Raw genomic sequence first — 22046 nt, 5'->3', positions numbered from 1 at the left:
GATGGGTGCAATAGGCTCGGGGGCTGTGACTACGGCACGACTGGCGGACATCGCGGCACAGGCGGGGGTTAGCGAGGCCACCGTCTCCCGCGTCCTCAACGGCAAGGCAGGGGTGTCGGCTGCCACCAGGCAGACCGTGCTCGCGGCTCTCGATGTGCTCGGCTACGAGCGGCCGACGCGGCTGCGCCAGCGCAGCGCCGGCCTGATCGGACTGATCACCCCGGAGCTCAACAACCCGATCTTCCCGGCGCTGGCCCAGGTGATCGAGCAGGTGCTCAGCCGCCACGGCTACACCCCGGTGCTGTGTACCCAGACACCGGGCGGCTCCACCGAGGACGAGCTGGTGGAGATGCTGGTGGACCGGGGTGTCTCCGGCATCGTCTTTGTCTCCGGTCTGCACGCGGACACCACCGCCGCCCATGACCGGTACGCCAGGCTGGCGGGCCGGCAGGTGCCCTTTGTGCTGATCAACGGCTACAGCGAGCGGATCTCCGCGCCGTTTGTCTCCCCCGACGACCGGGCCGCCATGCGGATGGCGGTCCAGCACCTGGTCGAGCTCGGCCATGAGCGGATCGGACTGGCCGTCGGCCAGCGCCGGTACGTCCCGGTGCTGCGCAAGATGGAGGGCTTCACCGCCGCCCTGCAGAGCATCCTCGGGCAGACCCGGGAGCAGGCCGAGTCCATGGTCCACCACACCCTGTTCAGCGTGGAGGGCGGCCATGCGGCGGCTGGAGCCCTGCTGGACAAGGGGTGCACCGCCATCGTCTGCGGCAGCGACATGATGGCGCTGGGTGCCATCCGGGCGGTCCGGCAGCGCGGGCTGACGGTCCCTCAGGACGTCTCGGTGGTCGGCTTCGACGACTCGCCGCTGATCGCCTTCACCGAACCGCCGCTCACCACCATCCGGCAGCCCGTGGAGGCCATGGCCACCGCCGCCGTGGACGCCCTGCTGGAGGAGGTCGGCGGCAACCCGGCGCAGCGCGCCGAGTTCATGTTCCAGCCCGAGCTGGTGGTACGCGGCTCCACCGCCGCCGCCCCGGCCCGCCGGGACTGACACCGGCACCAGCACCAGCATCGGCACCGGCACCGGCGCCGGCACCGGCGCCGGCCCGCGCCCCGGACACCCGCACCGCAGCGGGCGCCCAGGGCGCGGGCCTTGCCGTACCCCCTCCGGCAGAGCCGGTCGGCTAGCGCCGTCTCCGGACGGTTCCGGACAAACGGCGGCATCGGCCGCGCCGGTCTGCCTAAGCTGCTGAGGGTCAGCCAAGCCGTCTGGGGGGACGCACACATGGTCCGAGACCACGATCCGTACGGTCGGCAGCCGCCGCTGGAGCGGCCGGGGGAGCCGCAGCCGGACGACAACCCGCCGCCACCCGGCCCGGTGGGCCGCCGCTCCGCGCTGCGCTGGGCCGCCGCCGGAGCCGTGCTGGCCGCCGTCGGCGGCGAGGAGGTGCTGCGGCGCACCCTGCACGACCGGTCGGCGACGGCGGCAGCCACCCCGCTGAGGCCGTCCACCGCGCACCCGCACGACCATCCGCACGACCACCCGGGCACTGCGCCCGGTGCCGCATCCGGCACCTCGGCCGCACCGCCGCCGCCGGTGGACGAGCAGGGCCGCCGCTGGTCGGACCAGGCCGGCTGGGAAGGCGGCGTCCCTGGCCCCCGCGACACCGTACGCATCCGCGACCGGGTGGTCCTGGACACCGACGCCGCCGTCGCCGGGCTGGTCATCGATGCGGGTGGCTCCCTGGTGTACAGCCCCACCCGCACCGTGACCCTCAGCTCCACCGGCAGCGTGGTCGTCAGGGGCACCCTGGCGCTGGCCCCCGCAGACGCGGGCACCGCCCACACCCTGCGCTTCACCGGCATCGACGAGAAGCGCTTCCAGGGCGGCGGCATGGGCGTGGTCGAAGGCGACACCGGCCTCTGGGTCACCGGCGACGGATACCTGCGGCTGGACGGCGCCGCCAAGACCGCCTGGGTACGCGCCGCCGCCTCGCTGCGCCCCGGCGACCGGACCGTCACCCTCACCGCCGCCCCCGACGGCTGGCAGACCGGCGACCGGATCGCGGTCACCCCGACCGCGCCGCCCGACAGCGGCGGCTTCTCCACCCAGTACGACCTGCACACCGTGCGCTCGGTCAGCGGACGCACCATCACCCTGGACGGCCCGCTGCGCTACCCGCACCCCCGGGTGGCCGCCGGCGGCGGCGTCACCGTCGGCGCCGAGGTGCTCAACCTCTCCCGCAACGTCCGCGTCGAGGGCACCCCCGGCGGACGGGCCCATATCCACCTCACCAGCTCCCGCCGCCAGGACGTCCGCCACGCCGCCCTGCGCTGGCTCGGCCCGCGCAGCGCGACCGACGAGACCTGGACCTCACCCCAGGGCCCCACGCCGGTCACCGCCCCGGTCCTCGGCCGCTACGCCCTGCACTTCCATATGGTGGGCGACGCCAGCCGGGGCACCACCGTGGAGGGCGTCGTCATCCGCGACGCCGGCAACCACGCCTTCGTCCCGCACGGCAGCCATGGCATCACCTTCCGCAGCTGCATCAGCCATGACACCTGGGAGGACGCCTACTGGTGGGACGGCGCCCCCGACACCCGCACCCCGCAGGGCCCCTCCGACGAGATCGTCTACGACTCCTGCGTGGCCTCCCGGACCCGTCTGGAGCCCAACTTCCGCGCCTACCGGCTGACCGGCTTCAGCCTCGGCGCCGGTCGCGGCAGCACGGCCAGGGACTGCGTCGCGGTGGGCGTCCAGGGAGCGGAGGGAGCCTCCGGCTACGAGTGGCCGGAGGGCGGCGAAGGGGTCTGGACCTTCGAGCGCTGCCTCGCCCACAACAACCTGGAGGACGGCATCTTCGTCTGGCTCAACACCTCCCGGCACCATGTGATCAGCGACTTCGTCGCCTACCACAACGGCGGCTGGGGCATCGAGCACGGCGCCTACCTCAATGACTTCACCTACCGCAGCAGCGTGCTGCACGGCAATGCGAGCGGCGGGATCGCGGTGCACTCGCTCGGCGCCGGCCAGGGCACCCTCTTCGACGGCATGCTGGTCGACGCGGCGGGCATGTCCGACTTCGCGGTCTCCACCGCCCGGCATGAACTCGACGGCGACCCGGTCACCCTCAGCCGGTGCCGCTTCACCGGCTACCGCAAGGCCGGGGTGGCCTTCCGCGCCACCCACCAGGGGGCACCCGACAACGTCGAGGTGCTGGACTGCGCCTTCGACGGCAACCAACTCTGGCTCGACCCCGAGGCGCCCGAACCCCGGACCGTGGTCTTCCGCGAGGCCGGCAGCGGCGGAGCGGTGACGGTGCTGGCCAGGGGCTCCGGCGGCAAGGACGGCGGCGGCAGGGAGGTGCCCGCCTGGAACGCCGCCACCCGCCCGGCCACCGTCCGCACCGCCGCCCGCACCCCGCTCACCCCGGCGATCCGGCTGGGCGGCAGCGCCGCACCCACCGCACGCCTCAAGACCTGACCGTACTCGGCCATGGCAAAGCGGCCGTCTGCGGAGAACCCCCGCAGACGGCCGCCCCGCACTCCGTCAGACCGCCGGAACCGGTCGTCCCGGCTGCTCCTCATTGACGCCGAGGGCGCTCAGATAGGCAGAGACGATCAGCCGGCCGATGGCCGGGTACGCGCCCAGCGGCTCCGCCGCCGGGCAGTCCGCCTCCTCGGCCACCGACTTCACCAGATCCGCGTCGACCTCCGGGCCGACCACGAACGGCGCCAGCGCCGGCAGCGAGACACCCGTGTCCCGCAGGTGCGCGGCAGCGGCCCGCACCGAGCCGGGTACGTCCAGCGCGGCGGGCACCACCGGGACGGCGAGCCGCGCGGCCAGCAGCACACCGGTGATACCGGCCGCCTGCACCGCCTCCTCGCCGCCCACCGCAGCCAGCACCACGCCGTCGGCAGCGGTGTTGACGCTGAACAGGCGCGCACGGTCGGCACGGGCCAGGCCCGCCTCCGACAGCCGCACATGCACCGCCTCGGCCAGCAGCGGATGCGGACCCAGCGCATCGGTCACCAGGGCGCCCGTCGCGGCGGCGGTCTCCCGCACGGTGGCCAGCGCCTCCTCGTGCGGACCGGGCAGCAGCGGAACCACCACGGGGGCGGGCGCGCCCGCCTCGGCTGCCTGAGCCAGCAGCTCGGCCACGGTGGCCCCGTCGGAGTCCTCCGAGGCCGCGAGGTAAGCGGCGGTGACATCGATGCCCGGCTGTTCGCCGCGCACGATGGAGACGATCTCGTCGGCGATCAGCCGCGCGTCGGCACCCGCTGTGGCGGGCACGGCGAGCAGCAGCGCCGGTGCGCCCTCGGGTATCTCGGGACGCTCGGGGCGGCGGTGGCGCCCCCGGGCGGGGGAGCCAGGAGTTCGTACGGGCAGCGGGGTGCCCGGGGTGGCGGCAGAGCTCATGGCGACCGATCGTAGGTCATTCGGATGACTCTGCGGCAGCGGGCTCCCGGAACCGGCGTGCCGCAGCGAGGACAAGTAGGACAGGGAATCAGAAAGAGGCCGAAACGGTCACGCCGTGATCGGCTCCGGTCGGTGTCGGCTGGCCCTGCGGGCACCGTCGTGGCTGCTGTGACCTGCTGTCACGCCGGTGTGCCGGTGCGGGGCGCGAGTGGTGAAGAAAGAGGTGAGAGAGCGCGGCGGGGGCGGGTCGGCCGGGGGAGGGTGAAGCGGAGGGGCCGGGCATGGTGGGGGGCGGTCAGTCGGGGAGGGTGACGGGCGGTCGGCCGGTGGGGGTGGTACGGCCGGCCAGGACCCGGGCCGCCGCCCGCATCGACGCCGGGGACCAGGAGTAGGTGGCCAGGGCGGTGCGTACCCCGGGCAGCCGGGCCAGGTCGTAGGGGTCGCGGACGGCGATCTGCACCATGGGCCGCCCCGTCGCCAGCAGCGCGGCCACCAGCCGCCGCTGTGCGGCGTCTCCGGCCGCCCCGCCGGTGAGCACCACCACCGCGCCGCCGCCCCCCGCGTCCCCGGTGACCCCGGTGTCCCCGGTGTCCCCGGCGGCCCGGGTGGCGCGGGCCACCGCTGCGGCGTCGGGGGCCGGGCCGGTGGGGAGCGCCCGGGTGGGGAGCCCGAGGGCGGAGAGGGCGGCGGCCAGCTCCCGTACCGGCTGTCCGGCGGCGGTGCCGATCCCGGCGGAGCCGCCGACCGGCTCCCAGCCGGTCACCAGCACCGGCCGCCCGGCCGCCGCCGCGAGCGGCAGGACGCGATCGTCGTTGCGCAGCAGCGTGATGCTGTGGTCGGCCACGGTGTCGGCCACCGCGAGGTGCGCGGGCGTACCCAGCAGCCGCCGGACCGAGGCCGGGTCGGGTGGCCGCCGCTCGAAGAGTCCGCGCCGCACCTTCAGCCGCAGCACCCGGGTCACGGAGGCGTCGATCCGGCTCTCGGTCAGTTCACCGTCGCGTACCGCATGCAGCACCGACCGGTAGGCGAGCGCCAGGTCGGGCGGATCGAGCAGTTGGTCGGCACCGGCCTTGAGGGCGAGTACGGGTACCCGGTCGTCCCCGTAGCGGGTCCGTACGCCCGCCATGGTGAGGGAGTCGGTGACCACCACGCCGTCATAGCCGAGGTGTCGGCGCAGCAGGCCGGTGATGATCGGCCGGGAGAGGGTGGCCGGGTCGCCGGAGGGGTCGAGCGCGGGGACGACGATATGCGCCGTCATCACGGAGTCCACCCCGTGTCGGACGGCGGCGGCGAACGGCGGAAGGTCCACCCGCTCCCACTCGGCCCGGCTGTGCCCGATCACCGGCAGACCGGTGTGGCTGTCGGCGGAGGTGTCCCCGTGGCCGGGGAAGTGCTTGGCCGTGCAGACCGTGCCCGCGTCGTGGAAGCCCTGCACCTGGGCGGCGGTGAGGGCGGCGACCGCGCTCGGGTCTCCGCCGAAGGACCGGGTGCCGATCACCGGGTTGGCGGGGTCGAGGTTGACGTCGGCGACCGGGGCGTAGTCCTGGTTGATGCCGAGCGCGGCCAACTCCGTGCCGGTGACCCGGGCGGCGCTGCGGGCGTCCTCCGGGCGGCCGGAGGCGCCGAGCGCCATGGCGCCGGGGAATCCGGTGGCCGGTGGGCCGATGCGGACCACCGAGCCCTGCTCCTGGTCGGTGGCGATCAGCAGGGGCACGGGTACGGGGAGCAGGCGGGCGGCGCGCTGGAGTCCGGCGGAGAGTGCCGCGGTGCGCTCGGGGCTGTCGAGGTTGCCGGTCCAGCCGAAGTAGACGACGCCGCCCAGCCGGTAGCGGGCCACCGCCTCGGCGGCGGTGGCGACCCCGAGGGCCTTGCGGTTCTCGGCTGCCTCGGCGGGGGAGGGGTGCTCGGTGTCGCCGCCGTGGACGCGGCTGACGAAGAGCTGGCCGACCTTGTCCTCAAGGCACATCCGGGCGAGCAGTGCCCGGACGCGGGTGTCGAGGTCCTGCGCCATGGTGCGCCCACCTCCGAGTGATCAGTCTCACACCGGGTCCGTGACTGACCGTGTGCCCGTTGCGGTGGCGTCGAATTCGACCCGGCGGACCCCGGGGAAGTCGAGCGTACGCGGAGTGTAGCCATCGGGTGGGACGTTCCGCTCGGCTATGTCCGCTTACGAAGCGTCAATTCGCTTTTACAGAGGGGGTTTCGTCACGTGGCGTACCGTTTCATGCACAGGCAATTGCGTGTGCGGATGCACGTGCACTCGGGTTATCATCACGTCCAGTGAGGCGGGTACCAGGACTTTCGCTGGGTGGAGTGATCCCCTGCCGGCCGCACGATCGAGAAGCCGAGCAGTACGGCAGCACGCGCAGTACTCGCATTCCGGGAGTTTTCTATGCGCCACATACACAACGGCATGGCGGCCGCGGAGATCCGTGGCGTTGTCTGGCAGAAGAGTCGGCACAGCAACTCGCAGGGAAACTGCGTGGAGTTGGCCAAACTGCCGGGCGGCGACGTCGCCATGCGCAACTCCCGGTTCCCCGAAGGGCCGGCCCTGATCTACACCCGCGCGGAGATCGAGGCGCTGCTGCTGGGGGCCAAGGACGGGGAGTTCGACCACCTGGTCCAGTGACCACGACGGGTCTGCCTCACCGCAGCGGCAGGGGCCGCCACCGGAGACTCCGGTGGCGGCCCCTGCCGCTCTGTCTGCTCTGGTCACGCCTTGCTGTGGTCAGGCCCTGCGGTTGGTCAGGCCCTGCGGTGCCTGCCGCCGCCGTTGTCGACCGTGGCCTCATGGGCCTCGAAGAGCGCCCAGACCACCTTTCCGGCTCCGGCCAGTGGATGCCAGCCCCAGGAGCGGCTGAAGGAGTCCACCAGGTGGAGCCCACGGCCCGACTCGGCTATGTAGTCCGCGTCGCGGGCGACCGGGCCCGCGCTGCTGGGGTCGCTCACCGCGAACACCACCTGCGGTGCGCGGTGCACCAGGCTGATGCGGATGGGCAACTGCTCGGCCGCGGGGCCGTGCTGGGGCTGCGTGGGGATGCGTCCCTGGGCGTCACCCGCCCGAAGCTGGAGGGCGTGCCGCAGAGCGTTGGTCACCAGCTCCGACGCCACCAGTGCGATGTCGTCGAAGAGCTCGCCGAGTCCCCAGCGGTGGAGCGAGTTCCGGGTGAAGTCACGTGCCGTCTTCACCGCCTCATAGCGGGGGGTGAGAGTACAGGTGACCACGTCCGGGTCGGCCAGGACTGCCGGACCGGCGCCCATGAACAGCTCCTCCCATAAGGGGCTTGACACAGCGGGACCCGCCGGGGTCATGCGGGACACCTCCGACTCGGTGGGCCGGGGCGTCCGCGCGCGTCGGCCCTCTCCGGTCGGATGCGCGGGGGCGCGCAGTGGCCGGTGAGCGGACTCTCGCGTGGGGGTGACGCGGTCCCCGCAGGGTTGCCAGTGGGTGTGCATGTGCACGTGCACCATGGTCCTCTTTGCTAACGGCAGATGCAAGAGCCGATTCACGTGCAGGCGTTCGACTGGCATATGCGCCTGGCGAATGCACGTGCATCCGGACCTGCATACGCAACAATCTGGGGTGACCCCATGCCCGTCCGGCACCGTTCGCAGCCGGGTAGTGGCAGACTGTGCGCTGTTTTCGTCGGGTGGAGGTAAGACCGCATGACCACAGTTCAGCCGGGGGGCGGCTCGATGGTGCGCCGGATCCTCCTCGGCTCCCAGCTGCGTCGGCTCCGTGAGGCCAAGGGCATCACCCGCGAGGACGCGGGATACACGATCCGGGCCTCCGAGTCCAAGATCAGCCGCATGGAGCTGGGCCGCGTCAGCTTCAAGGAGCGCGACGTGGCGGACCTGCTCAGCCTGTACGGCGTCAAGGACGAGACGGAGCGCGAGGCGCTGCTCGGCCTCGTCCGCGAGGCCAACAAGTCAGGTTGGTGGCACAGCTTCAGCGATGTGCTGCCGAACTGGTTCCAGACCTATGTCGGGCTGGAGGAGGCCGCAGCCCTGATCCGGACCTATGAGTTGCAGTTCGTCCCCGGGCTGCTCCAGAGCGAGGACTACGCGCGGGCGGTCTTCGGGCTGGCCCGGCCCGCCATCGGCGACGAGGAGATCGAGCGCCGCGTCGGCCTGCGGATGCGCCGGCAGAAGCTGCTGGCCGGCGGTGACTCGCCCCGGCTGTGGGCCGTCATCGACGAGGCCGCGCTGCGCCGCCCGGTCGGCGGGCCCGAGGTGATGCGCGCTCAGGTGCAGCATCTGATCGACATCGCCGAGCAGCCCAATGTGGTGGTGCAGGTGATGCCGTTCCGGTTCGGCTGCCACGCGGCGGAGAGCGGCGCCTTCACCATCCTGCGCTTCCCCGAGCAGGACCTCGCCGACGTCGTCTATCTGGAGCAGCTCACCAGCGCCCTCTATCTGGACAAGCGCGACGACGTCGACTCCTACATCCAGGTCATGGAGCGGCTCTGCGTCGACAGCCTGACTCCGGAGCAGACCGTGGACCTGCTGAAGTCGATCCTGGTGGAGGGCTGACCGGGCACCCGTCAGCAGCGGTCCACGGCAGCCCCGGTCGGCCGGAACCCGGGCGGCGGCTGCGGTTGCGGCGGCGTGCCCAGCTCCCACGCCAGCCCGTAGCGGGCGAACAGGTCGGCCCGGATCGGGACCAGTGGGGTCTCCGCGCCCGGCAGCAGTACCCCGATGCAGCCGCCCATCAGCGAGCTGCGCAGCACCGCATGGTCGGCGGCCGGATCCGCCGACCCGCGCCCGTGCAGCACTCCCTGGAGCAGCGCGCCCAGCCGCTGCTGCTCGGGATCCTGCACAAACGCCCCCGAGTCCGGGTCCAGGATCAGCGCCAGGTGGGAGCGCATCAGGCGGGGATGGGCCAGCGCGAACCCCAGGATGGCGTCGACCGCGCAGGCCAGCCGCGTATCGGGCGAGGCGTCCTCGGGGAGCCGGTCCAGCTCGGCCGCCAGGTGCAGATGCATCTCCCGGTGCACCGCCGACTGCAGCAGCAGGTGCTTCCCTGCGAAGTAGTACGACACCAGCCCCCGGGCCAGCCCCGCGTGCTCGGCGATGTCCGCCAGCGTCGTCCCGGCGTAGCCCTGCTTGTCGACCAGCTCGACGGTCGCCCGCATGATGCGCTCCTGGGAACGCCTGCGCATCTCCTCATTGACCGAGGCCCGTCGAGGTGACATCGTGCTCCATACGTTGGTTGGCTCCCAGTCAATATACTGGGGCCGCCGACGACGGCCGGGGCGCGGGCGGACCGTTCCTGGAGAGTCCGCCATGCCCCGACACCGGGCGTCTGCTCACCGAAACGGGGGATCGGTGAGCAGACGCCCGCCGTTCGTGGTCCTCAGGGCAGAGCCCTCAGGGCGGCTGCCGGCTGATCACGGATGGCGACGTCGTCTGCCCGGCCATGCCCTGCCCCCCGTCTGCCGGGTGCGCAGTCTCCCGCAGGCCGTCACCGTGCAGCACCGCCATAGCCGGCAGGGCCCGGACCGGGTGGTCCGGGCCCTGCCGCCCCCCGGGAGCGGCTGCCTGCGGCGTCAGCGTCGGATGGACGCCGCCGAGGCTGCCGGGTCTGCGGTCCCGCCGGAAGCGGTGGCGGGGGAGGGCGCGTCGGACGTCTCCGGGCCGGGGTAGCGGTAGTCGGGGACGGCGACGGCGGCGGCGCGGGTGGCCGCCACCAGCCGGCGGCGGTCCAGCACCACCCCCGCCAGCGTCGCCAGCAGGCCCAGCAGCGCCACGCCGGTCACCAGGGCGACCGCCGGGCGGTAGCCGTCCAACTGCGCCTGTGCGGAGGTGCCGCCGCCGCTGCCCGCCGTCACCACGGCGGTGACCACCGCGAGTACCACCGCGCCGCCCACCTGGAAGGAGGTGTTGACCAGCCCGGAGGCCAGTCCCTGCTCCTCGTCGGAGACCCCGCTGGTGGCCGCGATGTTGAGCGAGGGGATGCACAGGGCGCAGGCGACACCGATCAGGATCATGCTGGGCAGCACCAGGCCCGGGTACGAGCCGTGCACCCCGATCCGCAGGAAGAGCGCATAGCCGGCCACCAGCGCCGCGAAGCCCGCCACCATCAGCCGGGAGGTGCCGAACCGGTCCACGATGGCGCCCATCCGGGTGGAGGCCACCGCCACCAGCACTCCGGCGGGCAGGAAGCCGAGGGCCATCTCCAGCGCCGACCAGCCGAGCAGGGTCTGGAGGTAGAGGGTGGCGACGAACTGGAACCCGGTGTACGTGCCGAAGAAGGCCAGCGCCGCCAGATTGGCCCGGGTGACGCTGCCGTTGCGGAAGATGGTGAGCCGTACCAGCGGGTGCGCGGTGCGCCGCTCCACGGCCACGAAGGCGGCGAAGAGGGCGGCCACGGCCAGCAGCGACAGCACCGTGCGGGCGCTCGCCCAGCCGGCGCCCTGCGCCTCGGTGACGGTGTAGACGAGCAGCAGCAGCCCGCCGGTGGCGGTCACCGCGCCCGCCAGGTCGTAGCCGCCGCCGGTGCGCTCGGGCCCGGTCTGGCGGGGGATCAGCCGGATTCCGGCGGCCAGGGCGAGCAGCGCGACCGGTACCGGGGAGAGGAAGGTCCACCGCCAGCCGACCTCGGTGAGCACACCGCTGAGCACCAGGCCCAGCGAGAAGCCGCTGGCGCCGCAGGTGGTGTAGATGGAGAGGGCGCGGTTGCGGGCCGGACCCTCGGCGAAGGTGGTGGTGATGATCGACAGTCCGGCCGGGGCGGTGAAGGCCGCGGCGATGCCCTTGAGGAAGCGCGAGGCGATCAGCAGGCCGCCGCTGTCGACCATGCCGCCGAAGAGCGAGGCGGCGGCGAAGACGCCGAGGGCGATCAGGAAGACCCGGCGGCGGCCCAGCAGGTCTGCGGCCCGGCCGCCGAGCAGCAGCAGACCGCCGTAGCCGAGGACGTATCCGCTGACCACCCATTGCAGGGACGAGGTGGACAGGCCGAGTTCGGTGCGGATGGAGGGGAGCGCCACGCCCACCATCGAGACGTCCAGGGCATCGAGGAACAAGGCGGCGCAGAGGACGACGAGGGTGCCCCACAGGCGTGGGCTCCAGCGCTCTTCGGTCGTGGTCATGTGCAGCAGAGTACATGCATGTGCAACCAATGCACATGAATTTAGTGTGAACGCATTAAGTTCTGCCGCAGCTGCTACCATGGGGCCGTGCCTGACCTGGACCCCGCCGCCGAGCGGGCCCTCGTGGAGGAGTGGCGCGATCTGCTCGCCCGCCACGCCGCCACCGCGTGTGCCCTCGACCGCGAACTCAACGACCGCCATGGACTCGGGATGAGCGAGTTCGAGGTCCTGGAGCGGCTGGCCGAGAGCGTGAGCGGCGGCTGCGAGAAGCTGCGCGTCCAGGAGCTCTCCGCAGCCGTGCACCTCAGCCAGAGCGCACTCTCCCGGCTGATCGGGCGGCTGGAGAAGAACGGCCTGGTCGAGCGCGCCATGTGCAGCGCCGACCGGCGCGGCATCTTCGTCTCCCTCACCCCGGCCGGCCGCAGCCGCTACCAGGAGGCCAGGCCCACCCAGCGCGAGGTGCTGGCCCGGGTCCTCTCCCCGGACGCCGACGTGGACGCGGACGCCGCCTCGGTCCAGGCCCTGACCTGACCTGCGCCGCCCTGGCCCGAGCGCCCTACCGCCGCCCCGCCGTCCGCTCCAGCAGCCCCTGGGCCGAGGCGCCGCCCGCCTCGCAGGCGTCCGGCAGCGCCGGATGGCGCCCGATCACCACCACCCCCAGCACAATGCAGAGCAGGCCCGCCGCCTCCCACGCCATCGCCCCCGGCGTCAGCCGCAGCCGGTCGCCCAGGAACCCCACACCGCAGGCGATCCCGGCCAGCGGCTGCGCCGCCGTCAGCGCCGGCAGCGACATCTTCAACGGCGCCGCCCCGAAGGCGCTCTGCACCAGGATCAGCCCCAGCACGCCGATCGCCAGCACCGTGTACGGCTCCCAGCCGCGCAGCGCCGCGCCCACCCCGTCGACGCCGATCCGCTGGGCGGTGGTACGGGTCAGCGCGTCCTGCAACCCGTACAGCAGGCCCGCCGCCAGGGCCAGCGGCGCGGCCTCCGCCACCAGCGGCATCCGCCGGGCCGTCGACACCAGCAGCAGCGCCAGCCCCGCCACCACCCCCAGCACCAGCCAGTGCCGCAGCGCGTCCGCCTCCGCACCGCCGCCGCGCGGGCGGCCCGCCACGATGAACGCGGTGACCCCCGCCGCCAGCAGCAGCACCCCGCACCAGCCCGAGCGGCCCAGCACCTGACGGGTCAGCACCCGCGCCAGGGCCATGGCGAAGAGCAGATTGGTCGCCAGCAGCGGTTCGACCAGCGACACCTCGCCCTGGTCCAGCGCCAGGGCGCTCAGCACCTGACCGCCGATCATGAAGGCGATCCCGAGCAGCCATTCGGGGTCCCGCACCAGGGCCAGCAGCAGCCGCCAGGAAAGGAAGTCGGAGCGCGGCGCTCGCTGCGCCGCGTGCTGCTGGAGGACGAAGCCCAGCCCGAGGCAGCAGGCGGCGCCGATACCGAGAACGAAGACGACCACGGACGAATCACCCGAACAAACGCCTGCCCCGGTCACCACCGGGCACACCCGGGCGGTACCGGGGTGCGGCCGCCGACCGGGGTGCGGCTGGAGGACACTTGCCGGAAGGGTAACCCGATCTGACGGCCCCGCAGGGCACTCTCGCCCGGATGCCCGCCGCGCCGCAGGTCGCGCCCGCGCGGCGCCCCGGGACCCGACCGGTCGGGGCCGGCCGCCGGTTCAGAGCAGCGCGTGCAGCCCCGGCGCGAACGCCAGCAGCACCGGGACGGTGAGCGCGGTCAGCCCGGCGGCGGTCAGCCGCACCCGGTGGCCCACCGGCAGCCGGGGCTCGCCCGCGAGCAGCCGGTCCACCCGCCGGGGCACCTGCGCCAGCTGCGCCGGGCAGTCACCGAACACCCCGAGCCCGGAGTTCAGCTCCACCAGCGCCAGCGCGGTGGCCAGCCGCCCATGCCGCCGCGACGCGGTGTCGTCCGCCGCCAGCTCCACCAGCCGCCCCACCTCGTCACGGAAGGCGCCGAACACCGCGACCCCGGGGAAGCCCGCCGCCAGCGCCTCCGCACACTGCAACAGCCAGTGGTGGCGTGCGCGGACATGGCCGCGCTCATGGTCCAGCACCGCTGCCAGCTCGCGGTCGCTCAGCCGCCGCAGCGCCCCCGTGGTCACCACCAGCCGGGCGGACGGGCCCGGCAGCGACCAGGCGGCCGGTTGCAGGCTCTCCAGCACCACCAGCCGCTCGCGCTCACGGCTCGGCTCGTACACCGCCGCCGCGGGCGGCAGCTCCGGAGCGAGCAGCGCCAGCTCGGCCTGTCGGCGGCTGCGGGCCGCCCGCGCCACCCGTATCTCGCGGACCAGCGACAGCGCGGTGTGCAGGCCCCCGTACGCCAGCAGCAGCGCGGCCACCGCCCCCCACTGCTCGCTGCCCGCGAAGCCGTAGGCGTCCTCCACCTGACGCGGCGCCACCGAGAAGAGCACCTCGCGCACGGCGGGCAGCGCCGCCGAGGCGGCCAGCGCCAGCCCCAGCCCGCAGCAGAGCAGCACCGAGACCACCAGGCACTGCCAGACGCCCAGCGCCAGCACGGGTTCGCGCTCGGGCCACTTCGCCCGCGCCAGCACACGGGGCATGACCGTGGACAGCAGCAGACAGAGCAGCATCAGGCCGAGCAGGGCTGTCATGGCAGCGGGCTCCCGGGTACGGTCGGCGCGCGATGGTGCGTGCCCGTCCAACCTAGGCCGCCCGGCCTGCTCGTGGAACGGCTTTCGGGACAGGCGTGACCAAGGACACCCCGGCGCGCTGCCGACGCCCGGCCAGGGGCCCCGCAACCGGGTCAGCAGCCCCTCATCCCGTCAGAAGCCCCTCATCCGGTGAGAAGCCCCGCATCCCGTGAGAAGCCTCTCATCCCGTGAGAAGCCCCTCATCCCGTGAGAAGCATGGCGAACATCCCGAGCCCCATCACCAACCGGCACTCCCGCGCCAACCCCGGCGCGAGCAGCAGCGTGCGACCGCCCGACGCGGCGGCCACGCCCCCCGAGCGCAGCAGCCCGCTGCCCGCCCAGAGCGCATAGCCGCCGAAGTAGACCAGCAGCAGCCCGGTCAGCAGCGGCAGCGGAGGCCCCCCGGCCATGCCGGAGTGGCCCGTCCCGTGCGGCCCGGCGGTCCCGCCGACCGCCATCGCCAGGGCCATGTACACCATCGCGCCCGCGCCCAGCGCATGGTGCAGCCGGTGCGCCCGGTCCCGGGCCGCGCTCCGGCGCAGCGCACCGGCCGCGAACCAGGCGCCGACGCCGCCGAAGACCGCCGCCCAGGCGGTCGGCGGCAGCCCGCCGTGGCGGGCCAGCGGCAGCGCCATCGCGGCCATGCCCAGCCCCATCAGCGCTTCGGCGGCGTCCGACTCCCGCCCGGCTGCGCCGCGCTGGGCGGCGCCGGCGCAGCCGGCCCCGGTCGCGGGTCGCCAGACCCGCGCCAGGCAGTAGAGGCCCGCGGCACCCGTGAGTGCCGCGAGCAGCCAGCCGAGAACAGGAGCTCCGTGCATCGGCATCCCCTCCGGCCGGCAGCGTGATCGCCTCTCCACGGTCACCGAGCGGGCCCGCGCCGAGCAGGGCGCGCAGGGGGGCGCACGGGGGTATCAAGGGGTGGCCGGGGGCGGACCGGGCGCCCGGCTGCCGCTAGCCTCGGCCGTCGGACCGCCAGAGGACCGCCGTAGGACCGCCGTAGGACCGCCATCGGCGTCAGCAGCACAGCCGACGCAGACCGGCGGTCCGAGCCGCATCGCAGAAAGGACCCGGCCGTGGCCACCGTCGACCCCCTGCCCTCCACCAGCCCCAGCCCCAGCCCCAGCCCCCTCACCTTCCGTACGGCGGTGGAGGCCGACGTACCCGCCGTGGTGGCGCTGGTGGAGTCCGCCTACCGAGGCGAGAACCGTGGTGGCTGGACCACCGAGGCCCATCTGCTGGCCGGGCAGCGCACCGATCCGCAGGGTGTGACCGAGGTCATCACCGACGAGGGCAGCCGGCTGCTGGCCGTGGAGCGGGACGGCGAACTGCTGGCCTGCTGCCAGCTGGAACGGCGCGGCACCACCGCCTACTTCGGGATGTTCTCGGTGCGCCCGGACCGGCAGGGCGGCGGGATCGGCAGGGCGGTCCTCGCCGAGGCGGAGCGGACGGCCCGTGAGGAGTGGCACTGCTCCGCGATGGAGATGACGGTGATCGTGCAGCGCGAGGACCTGATCGCCTGGTACGAGCGGCGCGGCTACCGCCGCACCGGCGAGACCCTGCCCTTCCCGTACGGGGACGAGCGGTTCGGCCTGCCGCTCCGCCCCGACCTGCGCTTCGAGCGGCTGGTCAAGACTCTCGGCTGACCCCGCTTCCCGCGCCCCGCGCCCCGCCTCCCGGCGGTCTGCGCGCATACCCGGTCCGGGCCCGGCGTGGGGCCCCGAACGCGCAGGCGTGGTGAGAATCACGCGCCCTGGGTAATCAGGTGAGGTAAGGCTCATATAACTTGGCTCTGCCTCTTCTTCCGGTCCCAGGGCCGGTCAGTCCTCCGAAACCCGGGAGTCCGCATGCCCGCCCGCCGCCTCACCGCAGCCTCCGTGCTCTCGCTCGCTGTGCTGTGCACCGCCGTCACCGGGTGCGCGGAGAAGAGCGCGTCGGGTTCCTCCGACGATGCGATCAAGGTCGAGGCGAGCGACAGCGCCTGCGAGGTCTCCAAGACCGAGTTCCCGGCGGGCCCGGTGGACCTGGCGATCCACAACAAGGGCTCCCGGGTCACCGAGGTCTATGTCTACGCTCCGGGCGACCGGATCGTCACCGAGCGGGAGAACATCGGCCCCGGCACCAAGGCCACCATCACCGCCCAGATCAAGGCCGGTTCCTACGAGATCGCCTGCAAGCCCGGGATGAAGGGCGACGGCATCCGCCAGAAGATCACCGTCACCGGCAAGGGCGCCCCCGCCAAGGGCGACCCCCGGCTGGACGCCGCGGTCGCCGCGTACCGCACCTACGCCCAGGAGCAGGCCGACCTCACCATCCCGGTGGTGCAGAAGTTCGCCGATGCGATCAAGGCCGGCAACCTGGAGCAGGCCAAGGCGCTCTTCGCCCCCTCCCGGGTCGGCTGGGAGCGTACCGAGCCGGTCGCCGAGAGCTTCGGTGACATCGACCCCAAGACCGACACCCGGGCGGACGGCCTTGAGGACGGTCAGAAGTGGACCGGCTGGCACCGCCTGGAGAAGGCGCTCTGGGAGGACAAGAAGATCGGCGCCGAGGAGAAGACCCTCGCCGACGAGCTGGTCACCGACCTGAAGGACTGGCAGCAGCGGGTCGGCAAGGCCGAGATCAGCGCCACCAGCATGGCCAACGGCGCCAAGGAGCTGCTGGACGAGGTCGCCACCGGCAAGGTCACCGGCGAGGAGGACCGCTACAGCCACACCGACCTGTGGGACTTCAACGCCAATGTCGAGGGCGCCAAGAAGGCCTATGAGCTGCTGAAGCCGGTCGCCTCCGAGAAGGACCCGGCGCTGGCCGCGACCCTGGACCGCGAGTTCGCCTCGTTGGAGACCCTGCTCGCCACGTACCGCAAGGGCGACGGCTATGTTGCGTACGACAAGGTGACTCCGGCCGAGCGCAAGACCTTCTCCAACGCCGTCAACGCGCTGGCCGAGCCGCTTTCCAAGCTCGCCGCAGCCGTCGCCCGGTAGTCGGCGGCCAGGACCGGACCACTGCGGCGCGTCGCGCGCCGCCGAACGCAGAGAGGGCCAGTGCACCATGGACGCACCCCAGGCATCCACCGCCGACACCGCAGAGGACAGGCGGCGGCCCAGCCGCCGGTCGGTGATCGGCTGGGCCGGGGCGGGCGTCGCGCTGGGCGCGGCCGGTGTCGGCTCGGTGGCGGCGGCGACCATGGGCGGCGAGGCCGGTGCGGCGGCGGGCGACGCCGGGGCCGTACCCTTCCACGGCGAGCACCAGGCCGGGATCGCCACGCCCGTTCAGGACCGGCTGCACTTCGCGGCGTTCGACGTCACCACCGGCGACCGGGCCGCGCTGGTGGCGCTGCTCAAGCAGTGGACCCGGGCCGCAGCGGCGATGACCGCCGGCCGCGAGGTCGGGGACGGTGCCGTGGACGGCTTGGCCGAGGCCCCGCCGGACGACACCGGTGAGGCCCTGGGCCTGCCGGCCTCCCGGCTGACGCTGACCATAGGCTTCGGCCCCACCCTCTTCGAGCAGGACGGCAAGGACCGCTTCGGCATCCGCGCCCGGCGGCCGGAGGCGCTGATCGACCTGCCGCGCTTCCCCGGCGACAACCTGGACCCGGACCGCAGCGGCGGCGACCTCTGCGTGCAGGCGTGCGCGGACGACCCGCAGGTGGCGGTGCACGCCATCCGCAACCTGGCCCGCATCGGCATGGGGACCGTCTCGGTCCGCTGGTCCCAGCTGGGCTTCGGCAAGACCTCCTCCACCACCCCGGAGGCCCAGACCCCGCGCAACCTGATGGGCTTCAAGGACGGCACCCACAACATCGCCGGGTCCGACGCCAAGGCCCTGCGCGACCATGTGTGGGCGGCCCCCGGCGACGGCCCGGAGTGGATGACCGGCGGCTCGTACCTGGTGGCCCGGCGCATCCGGATGCACATCGAGACCTGGGACCGCTCCTCGCTGAGCGAGCAGGAGGACGTCTTCGGCCGCACCAAGGGCGAGGGCGCCCCGTACGGCAGGCGGAAGGAGCACGACGCTCCCGACCTCACGGCGATGCCCGCCGACTCCCATGTGCGGCTCGCCCACCCGGACAGCAACGGCGGCCTGATGATCCTGCGCCGGGGCTACTCCTTCACCGACGGCACGGACGGCCTCGGCCGCCTGGACGCCGGACTCTTCTTCCTCGCCTACCAGCGCGACACCCGCAAGGCGTTCGTCCCGCTGCAGAAGCGGCTGTCGGCGAGCGACGCCCTCAACGAGTACATCCAGCACGTCGGTTCCGCGCACTTCGCCTGCCCGCCGGGCGTCCGCACGTCCGGCGAATGGTGGGGCCAGGCGCTCTTCGGCTGACCCCCCCGCCCGCACCAGTCACGACCCCCTCCAGGAGCCCGCAGTGTTCGGCAACTACCTGATCGGCCTGCGCGAAGGTCTCGAAGCCAGCCTGGTCGTCTGCATTCTGATCGCCTATCTGGTCAAGACCGACCGCCGTGACCGGCTGGCGCCCGTCTGGCTCGGCATCGCCGCCGCCGTCGTGCTCAGCATGGCCTTCGGCGCGGTGCTCCAGTTCGGCTCCTCCTCGCTCACCTTCGAGGCGCAGGAGGCGCTGGGCGGCTCCCTGTCGATCATCGCGGTCGGTCTGGTGACCTGGATGGTCTTCTGGATGCGCCGGACCGCCCGCCACCTCAGGGCCGAGCTGCACGGCAAGCTGGACGCGGCGCTGGCCATGGGCACCCTCGCCCTGGTGGTCACCGCGTTCCTGGCGGTGGGCCGCGAGGGGCTGGAGACCGCGCTCTTCATCTGGGCGGCGGTGCAGGCCACCGACGACGGGGTGCGCCCGCTGGTCGGCGCGGCGCTGGGGCTGCTCACCGCGGTGGTGCTCGGCTGGCTCTTCTACCGGGGCGCGGTCCGGATCAACCTGGCGAAGTTCTTCACCTGGACCGGCGCCATGCTGGTCGTGGTGGCGGCCGGGGTGCTCGCCTACGGCTTCCACGACCTCCAGGAGGCCGGCTGGCTGCCGGGCCTGCACAGCACGCTCTTCGACATCAGCTCCACCATCCCGGCGGACAGCTGGTACGGCACCCTGCTCAAGGGCGTGCTCAACTTCCAGCCGGACCCGACGGCGCTCCAGGCGGCCGTGTGGGCGCTCTACCTGGTGCCGACCATGTACCTCTTCTTCCGCAAGTCCGCCGGGTCGGCCGGGTCGGCCCCGAGGCCGGCCGGTCCGGCCCCGACCGGCGCCGTCGCGGCGGACGCGGTCGCGGCGGACGCGGTCGGGGACTGAGAGCGCCGGCCTAGCCGGGCGGGGCCAGTCGGCCGGCGTCCACGATGCGGCGCAGGAAGCGGCGGGTGCGCTCCTGCCGGGGGTCGCCGAAGACCTGCTCCGGCGGCCCCTGCTCCAGTACCACCCCGCCGTCCAGGAAGCAGACCTGGTCGGCCACCTCGCGGGCGAACCCCATCTCATGGGTGGCCAGCACCATGGTCATGCCCTGCGCCTTGAGGTCGCGGACCACCGAGAGCACCTCGGAGACCAGCTCAGGGTCGAGGGCGGCGGTGATCTCGTCGAGCAGCAGCAGCCGGGGGTCGGTGGCCAGCGCCCTGACGATGGCGACCCGCTGCTGCTGGCCGCCGGAGAGCCGGTCCGGGTACTCCCCGGCCTTGTCGCGCAGCCCCAGCCGGTCCAGCAGCTCCAGCGCGCGCTCCTCGGCCCGCTCCCGGGGCACGCCGTGCACCCGGCGCGGGGCCAGGGTGACGTTCTGCACCACGGTCATGTGCGGGAAGAGGTTGTACGCCTGGAAGACCACGCCGATCCGGCGGCGTACCGCGTCGGGGTCGACCCGGGGGTCGGTGATCTCCTCGCCGTCCAGCAGGATCGCGCCGTCGTCGATCTCCTCCAGCAGGTTGACGCAGCGCAGCAGGGTGGACTTGCCGGAGCCGGACGCGCCGATCAGCACGGTCACCGAGTGGGCGGGCACCTCCAGATGGACGTCGCGCAGCACCAGCGAGGTCCCGAAGCCCTTGCGTACCGCCTCCAGCCGCAGCACCGGCTCGCCGGTCATACCGCTCCTCCCTGGCTCTGCCGCCGGTTGGCCCGGGCGGTGACCCAGTCGGTGAACCGGGTCATGGGGATGGTCAGCGCCACAAAGACCAGCCCGGCGACCACATAGGCGGTGTAGTTGAAGGTCTCCGAGGTCTGGATCTTGGCGGCGGCCACCGCGTCGACCGCCCCGCCGATGGAGACCAGGCCGGTGTCCTTCTGGAGCGAGACCAGGTCGTTGAGGAGCGGCGGCACCACCCGGCGGACCGCCTGCGGCAGCACCACATGGCGCATGGTCTGCGCGCTGGTCAGCCCCAGCGACCGGGCGGCGGCCCGCTGGCTGGGGTGCACGGTCTCGATCCCGGCCCGGAAGACCTCCGCCACATACGCGGAGTAGGTGAGCACCAGCGCGGTCCCGCCGAGCAGCACCGGGTCGGTGGTGACCCCGGCCAGCCGCAGCGCCGGCACCCCCGTGACGATCATCAGCAGGCAGATGATCAGCGGCAGGCCCCGGAAGAAGTCCACATACGCGGTGACCAGCAGCCGCAGCGGGAAGAAGACCGGGCCGCGCAGGGTGCGGGCCACCGCCAGCACCATGCCCAGCACCAGGATCACGGCGCCGCAGACGGCCATCAGCCGCAGATTGAGCCAGAGGCCGTCCAGGATCGACGGCAGCGCCCGGCGGGCGTACTCGACGCTGAAGAAGGTCTCGCGGGTGCGCTGCCACCCCGGGGAGCCGACGATCAGCAGGGCGAGCGCGACCGCCGTGACCAGGGTGCTGCCGGCGGCGATGGCCACCGAGCGGCGGGTGCGGCTTCTGCGGTACGCCTCCCTGGCCAGCCGCCGCGCCGACGGGCGGTAGCCGTCGTCGGACGGCGCGGCGGCGTCCTTGGAGAGCTGGGTGGTCACTTCAGCACCGGGGCGCCGACCGCTTCGGAGAGCCACTGCTTCTCCAGGGCGGCCAGGGTGCCGTCGCCGCGAAGCTCGTCCACCGCCCTGGTGACGCACGGGGTGAGCGCGCTGCCCTTGTCCAGCACCAGGCCGAACCGCTCGGGCCGGCCGCCGGCCGTGTCGAACTGGCCGACCACCTTGGCGTCGGTGACCTGGGCGCCGGTGATGTAGAAGGCGGTGGGCAGGTCGATGACGATGCCGTCCACCTGCCTGTTCTTCAGCGCGGTCTTGGCGAGGTCGTTGTCGTCGAAGACGGCGGGCCGCACGGACGGCTTGATGATGGAGTCGATCACTTCCAGGCTGGTGGTGCCGATCTGGGCGCCGAGCTTGGCGCCCTTGAGGTCGGCGGTGGTCCTGGCGTCGGCGATCTTCGACCCCTTGAGGGCGATGACGGCCTGGCGGACCTGGTAGTAGCCCGAGGAGAAGTCCACCGCCTTGCGGCGCTCGTCGCTGATCGAGACCTGGTTGATGTCGACGTCGAAGTTCTTGACCCCGGGGGCGAACGCCTTGTTGAACGGCACCTTGACCCAGGTCACCCGGTCGCGGCCGTAGCCGAGGCGGTCGGCGACCGCGTAGGCCACGGCGGACTCGAAGCCCTTGCCGTTCTCCGGCTTGTTGTCGGAGAACCACGGCCCGTACGCCGGGTTGTCGGTGGCGACGGTGAAGGTGCCGGCGGTCCTGGTGGCCAGCCCGCCCTTGGCGCACGGGTCGGCGCTCCCGGCGGAGGCGGCGGTGGAGGCATCGCTGGAGGTCGGGGCCGAGCCGGTGGCGGTGCCGTTCTCCTGCGGCGCACAGGAGGCAAGGCCCAGCAGAGCGGCGGCTGCGGTGGTCACCGCACCGAGGCGGACACGTCCATGAGGGCTGGTCATCAAGGCCGGGAGCATGGCGGGAGCGTGGCAT

Annotated in this window: 20 protein-coding genes; 9 read left to right on the top strand and 11 right to left on the bottom strand. The window is 73.2% G+C overall.

Going from position 1 to position 22046, the window contains the following annotated elements:
• Nucleotide 1 precedes the first annotated feature (1 nt).
• On the top strand, nt 2-1054 hold the full coding sequence (locus C7M71_RS03785) for a LacI family DNA-binding transcriptional regulator (protein ID WP_111492213.1): 1053 nt from the start codon (nt 2-4) through the stop codon (nt 1052-1054).
• A 234-nt stretch (nt 1055-1288) separates the two neighbouring features.
• The gene (locus C7M71_RS32495; RefSeq protein WP_114914165.1) at nt 1289-3487 is read left to right on the top strand and encodes a right-handed parallel beta-helix repeat-containing protein; all 2199 of its coding nucleotides are present in this window, start codon (nt 1289-1291) and stop codon (nt 3485-3487) included.
• A gap of 66 nt (nt 3488-3553) precedes the next feature.
• Here C7M71_RS32495 and C7M71_RS03775 read toward each other — a convergent pair whose 3' ends face one another.
• Entirely contained in the window at nt 3554-4423 is an 870-nt protein-coding gene (locus C7M71_RS03775; protein ID WP_111495154.1) for a sirohydrochlorin chelatase, read from the bottom strand.
• A gap of 295 nt (nt 4424-4718) precedes the next feature.
• Nucleotides 4719-6434 (bottom strand): glycoside hydrolase family 3 protein, encoded by a 1716-nt coding sequence (locus C7M71_RS03770; protein ID WP_114914164.1) that lies wholly within the window; start codon nt 6432-6434, stop codon nt 4719-4721.
• A gap of 381 nt (nt 6435-6815) precedes the next feature.
• On the opposite strand from C7M71_RS03770, the gene C7M71_RS03765 reads away from it, so the two are divergent.
• Nucleotides 6816-7052 (top strand): DUF397 domain-containing protein, encoded by a 237-nt coding sequence (locus C7M71_RS03765; RefSeq protein ID WP_111493126.1) that lies wholly within the window; start codon nt 6816-6818, stop codon nt 7050-7052.
• A gap of 116 nt (nt 7053-7168) precedes the next feature.
• On the opposite strand, the gene C7M71_RS03760 is transcribed toward C7M71_RS03765, so the two are convergent.
• Nucleotides 7169-7684 (bottom strand): ATP-binding protein, encoded by a 516-nt coding sequence (locus tag C7M71_RS03760; RefSeq protein WP_229758522.1) that lies wholly within the window; start codon nt 7682-7684, stop codon nt 7169-7171.
• A gap of 405 nt (nt 7685-8089) precedes the next feature.
• Between C7M71_RS03760 and C7M71_RS03755 the strand changes: the two genes are divergently transcribed.
• Entirely contained in the window at nt 8090-8956 is an 867-nt protein-coding gene (locus C7M71_RS03755; RefSeq protein WP_111493124.1) for a helix-turn-helix domain-containing protein, read from the top strand.
• 11 nt (nt 8957-8967) lie between these two features.
• Here the strand turns inward: C7M71_RS03755 and C7M71_RS03750 are convergent, their stop codons facing one another.
• Together C7M71_RS03750 and C7M71_RS03745 are read right to left on the bottom strand one after the other, a co-directional pair.
• A complete protein-coding gene (locus tag C7M71_RS03750) occupies nt 8968-9618 on the bottom strand; it encodes a TetR/AcrR family transcriptional regulator (RefSeq protein WP_175607628.1) in 651 nt (216 codons plus the stop codon).
• Nucleotides 9619-9972: 354 nt separating this feature from the next.
• The gene (locus tag C7M71_RS03745) at nt 9973-11514 is read right to left on the bottom strand and encodes an MFS transporter (protein ID WP_111493123.1); all 1542 of its coding nucleotides are present in this window, start codon (nt 11512-11514) and stop codon (nt 9973-9975) included.
• Nucleotides 11515-11601: 87 nt separating this feature from the next.
• Here C7M71_RS03745 and C7M71_RS03740 point away from each other — a divergent pair, with 87 nt between their 5' ends.
• Nucleotides 11602-12045, top strand: coding sequence for a MarR family winged helix-turn-helix transcriptional regulator (locus tag C7M71_RS03740; protein ID WP_111493122.1), 444 nt, complete (start codon nt 11602-11604; stop codon nt 12043-12045).
• Nucleotides 12046-12070: 25 nt separating this feature from the next.
• On the opposite strand, the gene C7M71_RS03735 is transcribed toward C7M71_RS03740, so the two are convergent.
• The 3 genes from C7M71_RS03735 to C7M71_RS03725 form a co-directional block, all read right to left on the bottom strand.
• On the bottom strand, nt 12071-12976 hold the full coding sequence (locus C7M71_RS03735) for a DMT family transporter (RefSeq protein ID WP_175607627.1): 906 nt from the start codon (nt 12974-12976) through the stop codon (nt 12071-12073).
• Between the two features lie 219 nt (nt 12977-13195).
• On the bottom strand, nt 13196-14149 hold the full coding sequence (locus C7M71_RS03730) for a M56 family metallopeptidase (RefSeq protein WP_111493121.1): 954 nt from the start codon (nt 14147-14149) through the stop codon (nt 13196-13198).
• A gap of 239 nt (nt 14150-14388) precedes the next feature.
• Entirely contained in the window at nt 14389-15006 is a 618-nt protein-coding gene (locus C7M71_RS03725) for a DUF5134 domain-containing protein (protein WP_114914163.1), read from the bottom strand.
• A 255-nt stretch (nt 15007-15261) separates the two neighbouring features.
• Here C7M71_RS03725 and C7M71_RS03720 point away from each other — a divergent pair, with 255 nt between their 5' ends.
• The 4 genes from C7M71_RS03720 to efeU all read left to right on the top strand — a co-directional run bounded on the left by C7M71_RS03720 (nt 15262) and on the right by efeU (nt 19442).
• Nucleotides 15262-15831, top strand: coding sequence for a GNAT family N-acetyltransferase (locus tag C7M71_RS03720; protein ID WP_229758521.1), 570 nt, complete (start codon nt 15262-15264; stop codon nt 15829-15831).
• 201 nt (nt 15832-16032) lie between these two features.
• Nucleotides 16033-17166, top strand: a complete 1134-nt coding sequence (efeO, locus tag C7M71_RS03715; protein ID WP_111495358.1) for an iron uptake system protein EfeO — start codon at nt 16033-16035, stop codon at nt 17164-17166.
• 67 nt (nt 17167-17233) lie between these two features.
• Nucleotides 17234-18511, top strand: coding sequence for an iron uptake transporter deferrochelatase/peroxidase subunit (efeB, locus tag C7M71_RS03710; RefSeq protein ID WP_114914162.1), 1278 nt, complete (start codon nt 17234-17236; stop codon nt 18509-18511).
• A 43-nt stretch (nt 18512-18554) separates the two neighbouring features.
• Complete coding sequence (gene efeU / locus C7M71_RS03705) at nt 18555-19442, top strand: iron uptake transporter permease EfeU (RefSeq protein ID WP_111494265.1); 888 nt, start codon at nt 18555-18557, stop codon at nt 19440-19442.
• A gap of 10 nt (nt 19443-19452) precedes the next feature.
• Here efeU and C7M71_RS03700 read toward each other — a convergent pair whose 3' ends face one another.
• From C7M71_RS03700 to C7M71_RS03690, 3 genes are read right to left on the bottom strand one after another with little or no spacing between them, the layout of a single operon-like run.
• The gene (locus C7M71_RS03700) at nt 19453-20217 is read right to left on the bottom strand and encodes an amino acid ABC transporter ATP-binding protein (protein ID WP_111494268.1); all 765 of its coding nucleotides are present in this window, start codon (nt 20215-20217) and stop codon (nt 19453-19455) included.
• A complete protein-coding gene (locus C7M71_RS03695) occupies nt 20214-21104 on the bottom strand; it encodes an amino acid ABC transporter permease (RefSeq protein WP_111494270.1) in 891 nt (296 codons plus the stop codon). The genes C7M71_RS03700 and C7M71_RS03695 overlap by 4 nt, the downstream gene beginning before the upstream one ends.
• Nucleotides 21101-22015 carry an ABC transporter substrate-binding protein gene (locus C7M71_RS03690; RefSeq protein ID WP_111494274.1) on the bottom strand — a complete coding sequence of 305 codons (915 nt, stop codon included), beginning with the start codon at nt 22013-22015 and terminating at the stop codon, nt 21101-21103. Before C7M71_RS03690 ends, C7M71_RS03695 begins: the two co-directional genes overlap by 4 nt.
• Nucleotides 22016-22046: the final 31 nt, after the last annotated feature.

Origin of the sequence: Peterkaempfera bronchialis, from assembly GCF_003258605.2 — a bacterium.
GTDB classification, from domain to species: Bacteria; Actinomycetota; Actinomycetes; order Streptomycetales; family Streptomycetaceae; genus Peterkaempfera; species Peterkaempfera bronchialis.
Note: the sequence above shows the minus strand (reverse complement) of the source record. Positions and strands in the feature narration are given on the sequence as shown.

Coding starts and splice junctions, on each gene's coding strand:
- C7M71_RS03750 (WP_175607628.1), bottom strand. CDS start 9,618: ATGTCACCTCGACGGGCCTCGGTCAATGAGGAGATGCGCAGGCGTTCC.
- C7M71_RS32495 (WP_114914165.1), top strand. CDS start 1,289: ATGGTCCGAGACCACGATCCGTACGGTCGGCAGCCGCCGCTGGAGCGG.
- C7M71_RS03755 (WP_111493124.1), top strand. CDS start 8,090: ATGACCACAGTTCAGCCGGGGGGCGGCTCGATGGTGCGCCGGATCCTC.
- C7M71_RS03745 (WP_111493123.1), bottom strand. CDS start 11,514: ATGACCACGACCGAAGAGCGCTGGAGCCCACGCCTGTGGGGCACCCTC.
- C7M71_RS03725 (WP_114914163.1), bottom strand. CDS start 15,006: ATGCACGGAGCTCCTGTTCTCGGCTGGCTGCTCGCGGCACTCACGGGT.
- C7M71_RS03775 (WP_111495154.1), bottom strand. CDS start 4,423: ATGAGCTCTGCCGCCACCCCGGGCACCCCGCTGCCCGTACGAACTCCT.
- C7M71_RS03690 (WP_111494274.1), bottom strand. CDS start 22,015: ATGACCAGCCCTCATGGACGTGTCCGCCTCGGTGCGGTGACCACCGCA.
- C7M71_RS03760 (WP_229758522.1), bottom strand. CDS start 7,684: ATGGGCGCCGGTCCGGCAGTCCTGGCCGACCCGGACGTGGTCACCTGT.
- C7M71_RS03785 (WP_111492213.1), top strand. CDS start 2: ATGGGTGCAATAGGCTCGGGGGCTGTGACTACGGCACGACTGGCGGAC.
- efeB (WP_114914162.1), top strand. CDS start 17,234: ATGGACGCACCCCAGGCATCCACCGCCGACACCGCAGAGGACAGGCGG.
- C7M71_RS03765 (WP_111493126.1), top strand. CDS start 6,816: ATGCGCCACATACACAACGGCATGGCGGCCGCGGAGATCCGTGGCGTT.
- C7M71_RS03700 (WP_111494268.1), bottom strand. CDS start 20,217: ATGACCGGCGAGCCGGTGCTGCGGCTGGAGGCGGTACGCAAGGGCTTC.
- C7M71_RS03730 (WP_111493121.1), bottom strand. CDS start 14,149: ATGACAGCCCTGCTCGGCCTGATGCTGCTCTGTCTGCTGCTGTCCACG.
- C7M71_RS03770 (WP_114914164.1), bottom strand. CDS start 6,434: ATGGCGCAGGACCTCGACACCCGCGTCCGGGCACTGCTCGCCCGGATG.
- efeO (WP_111495358.1), top strand. CDS start 16,033: ATGCCCGCCCGCCGCCTCACCGCAGCCTCCGTGCTCTCGCTCGCTGTG.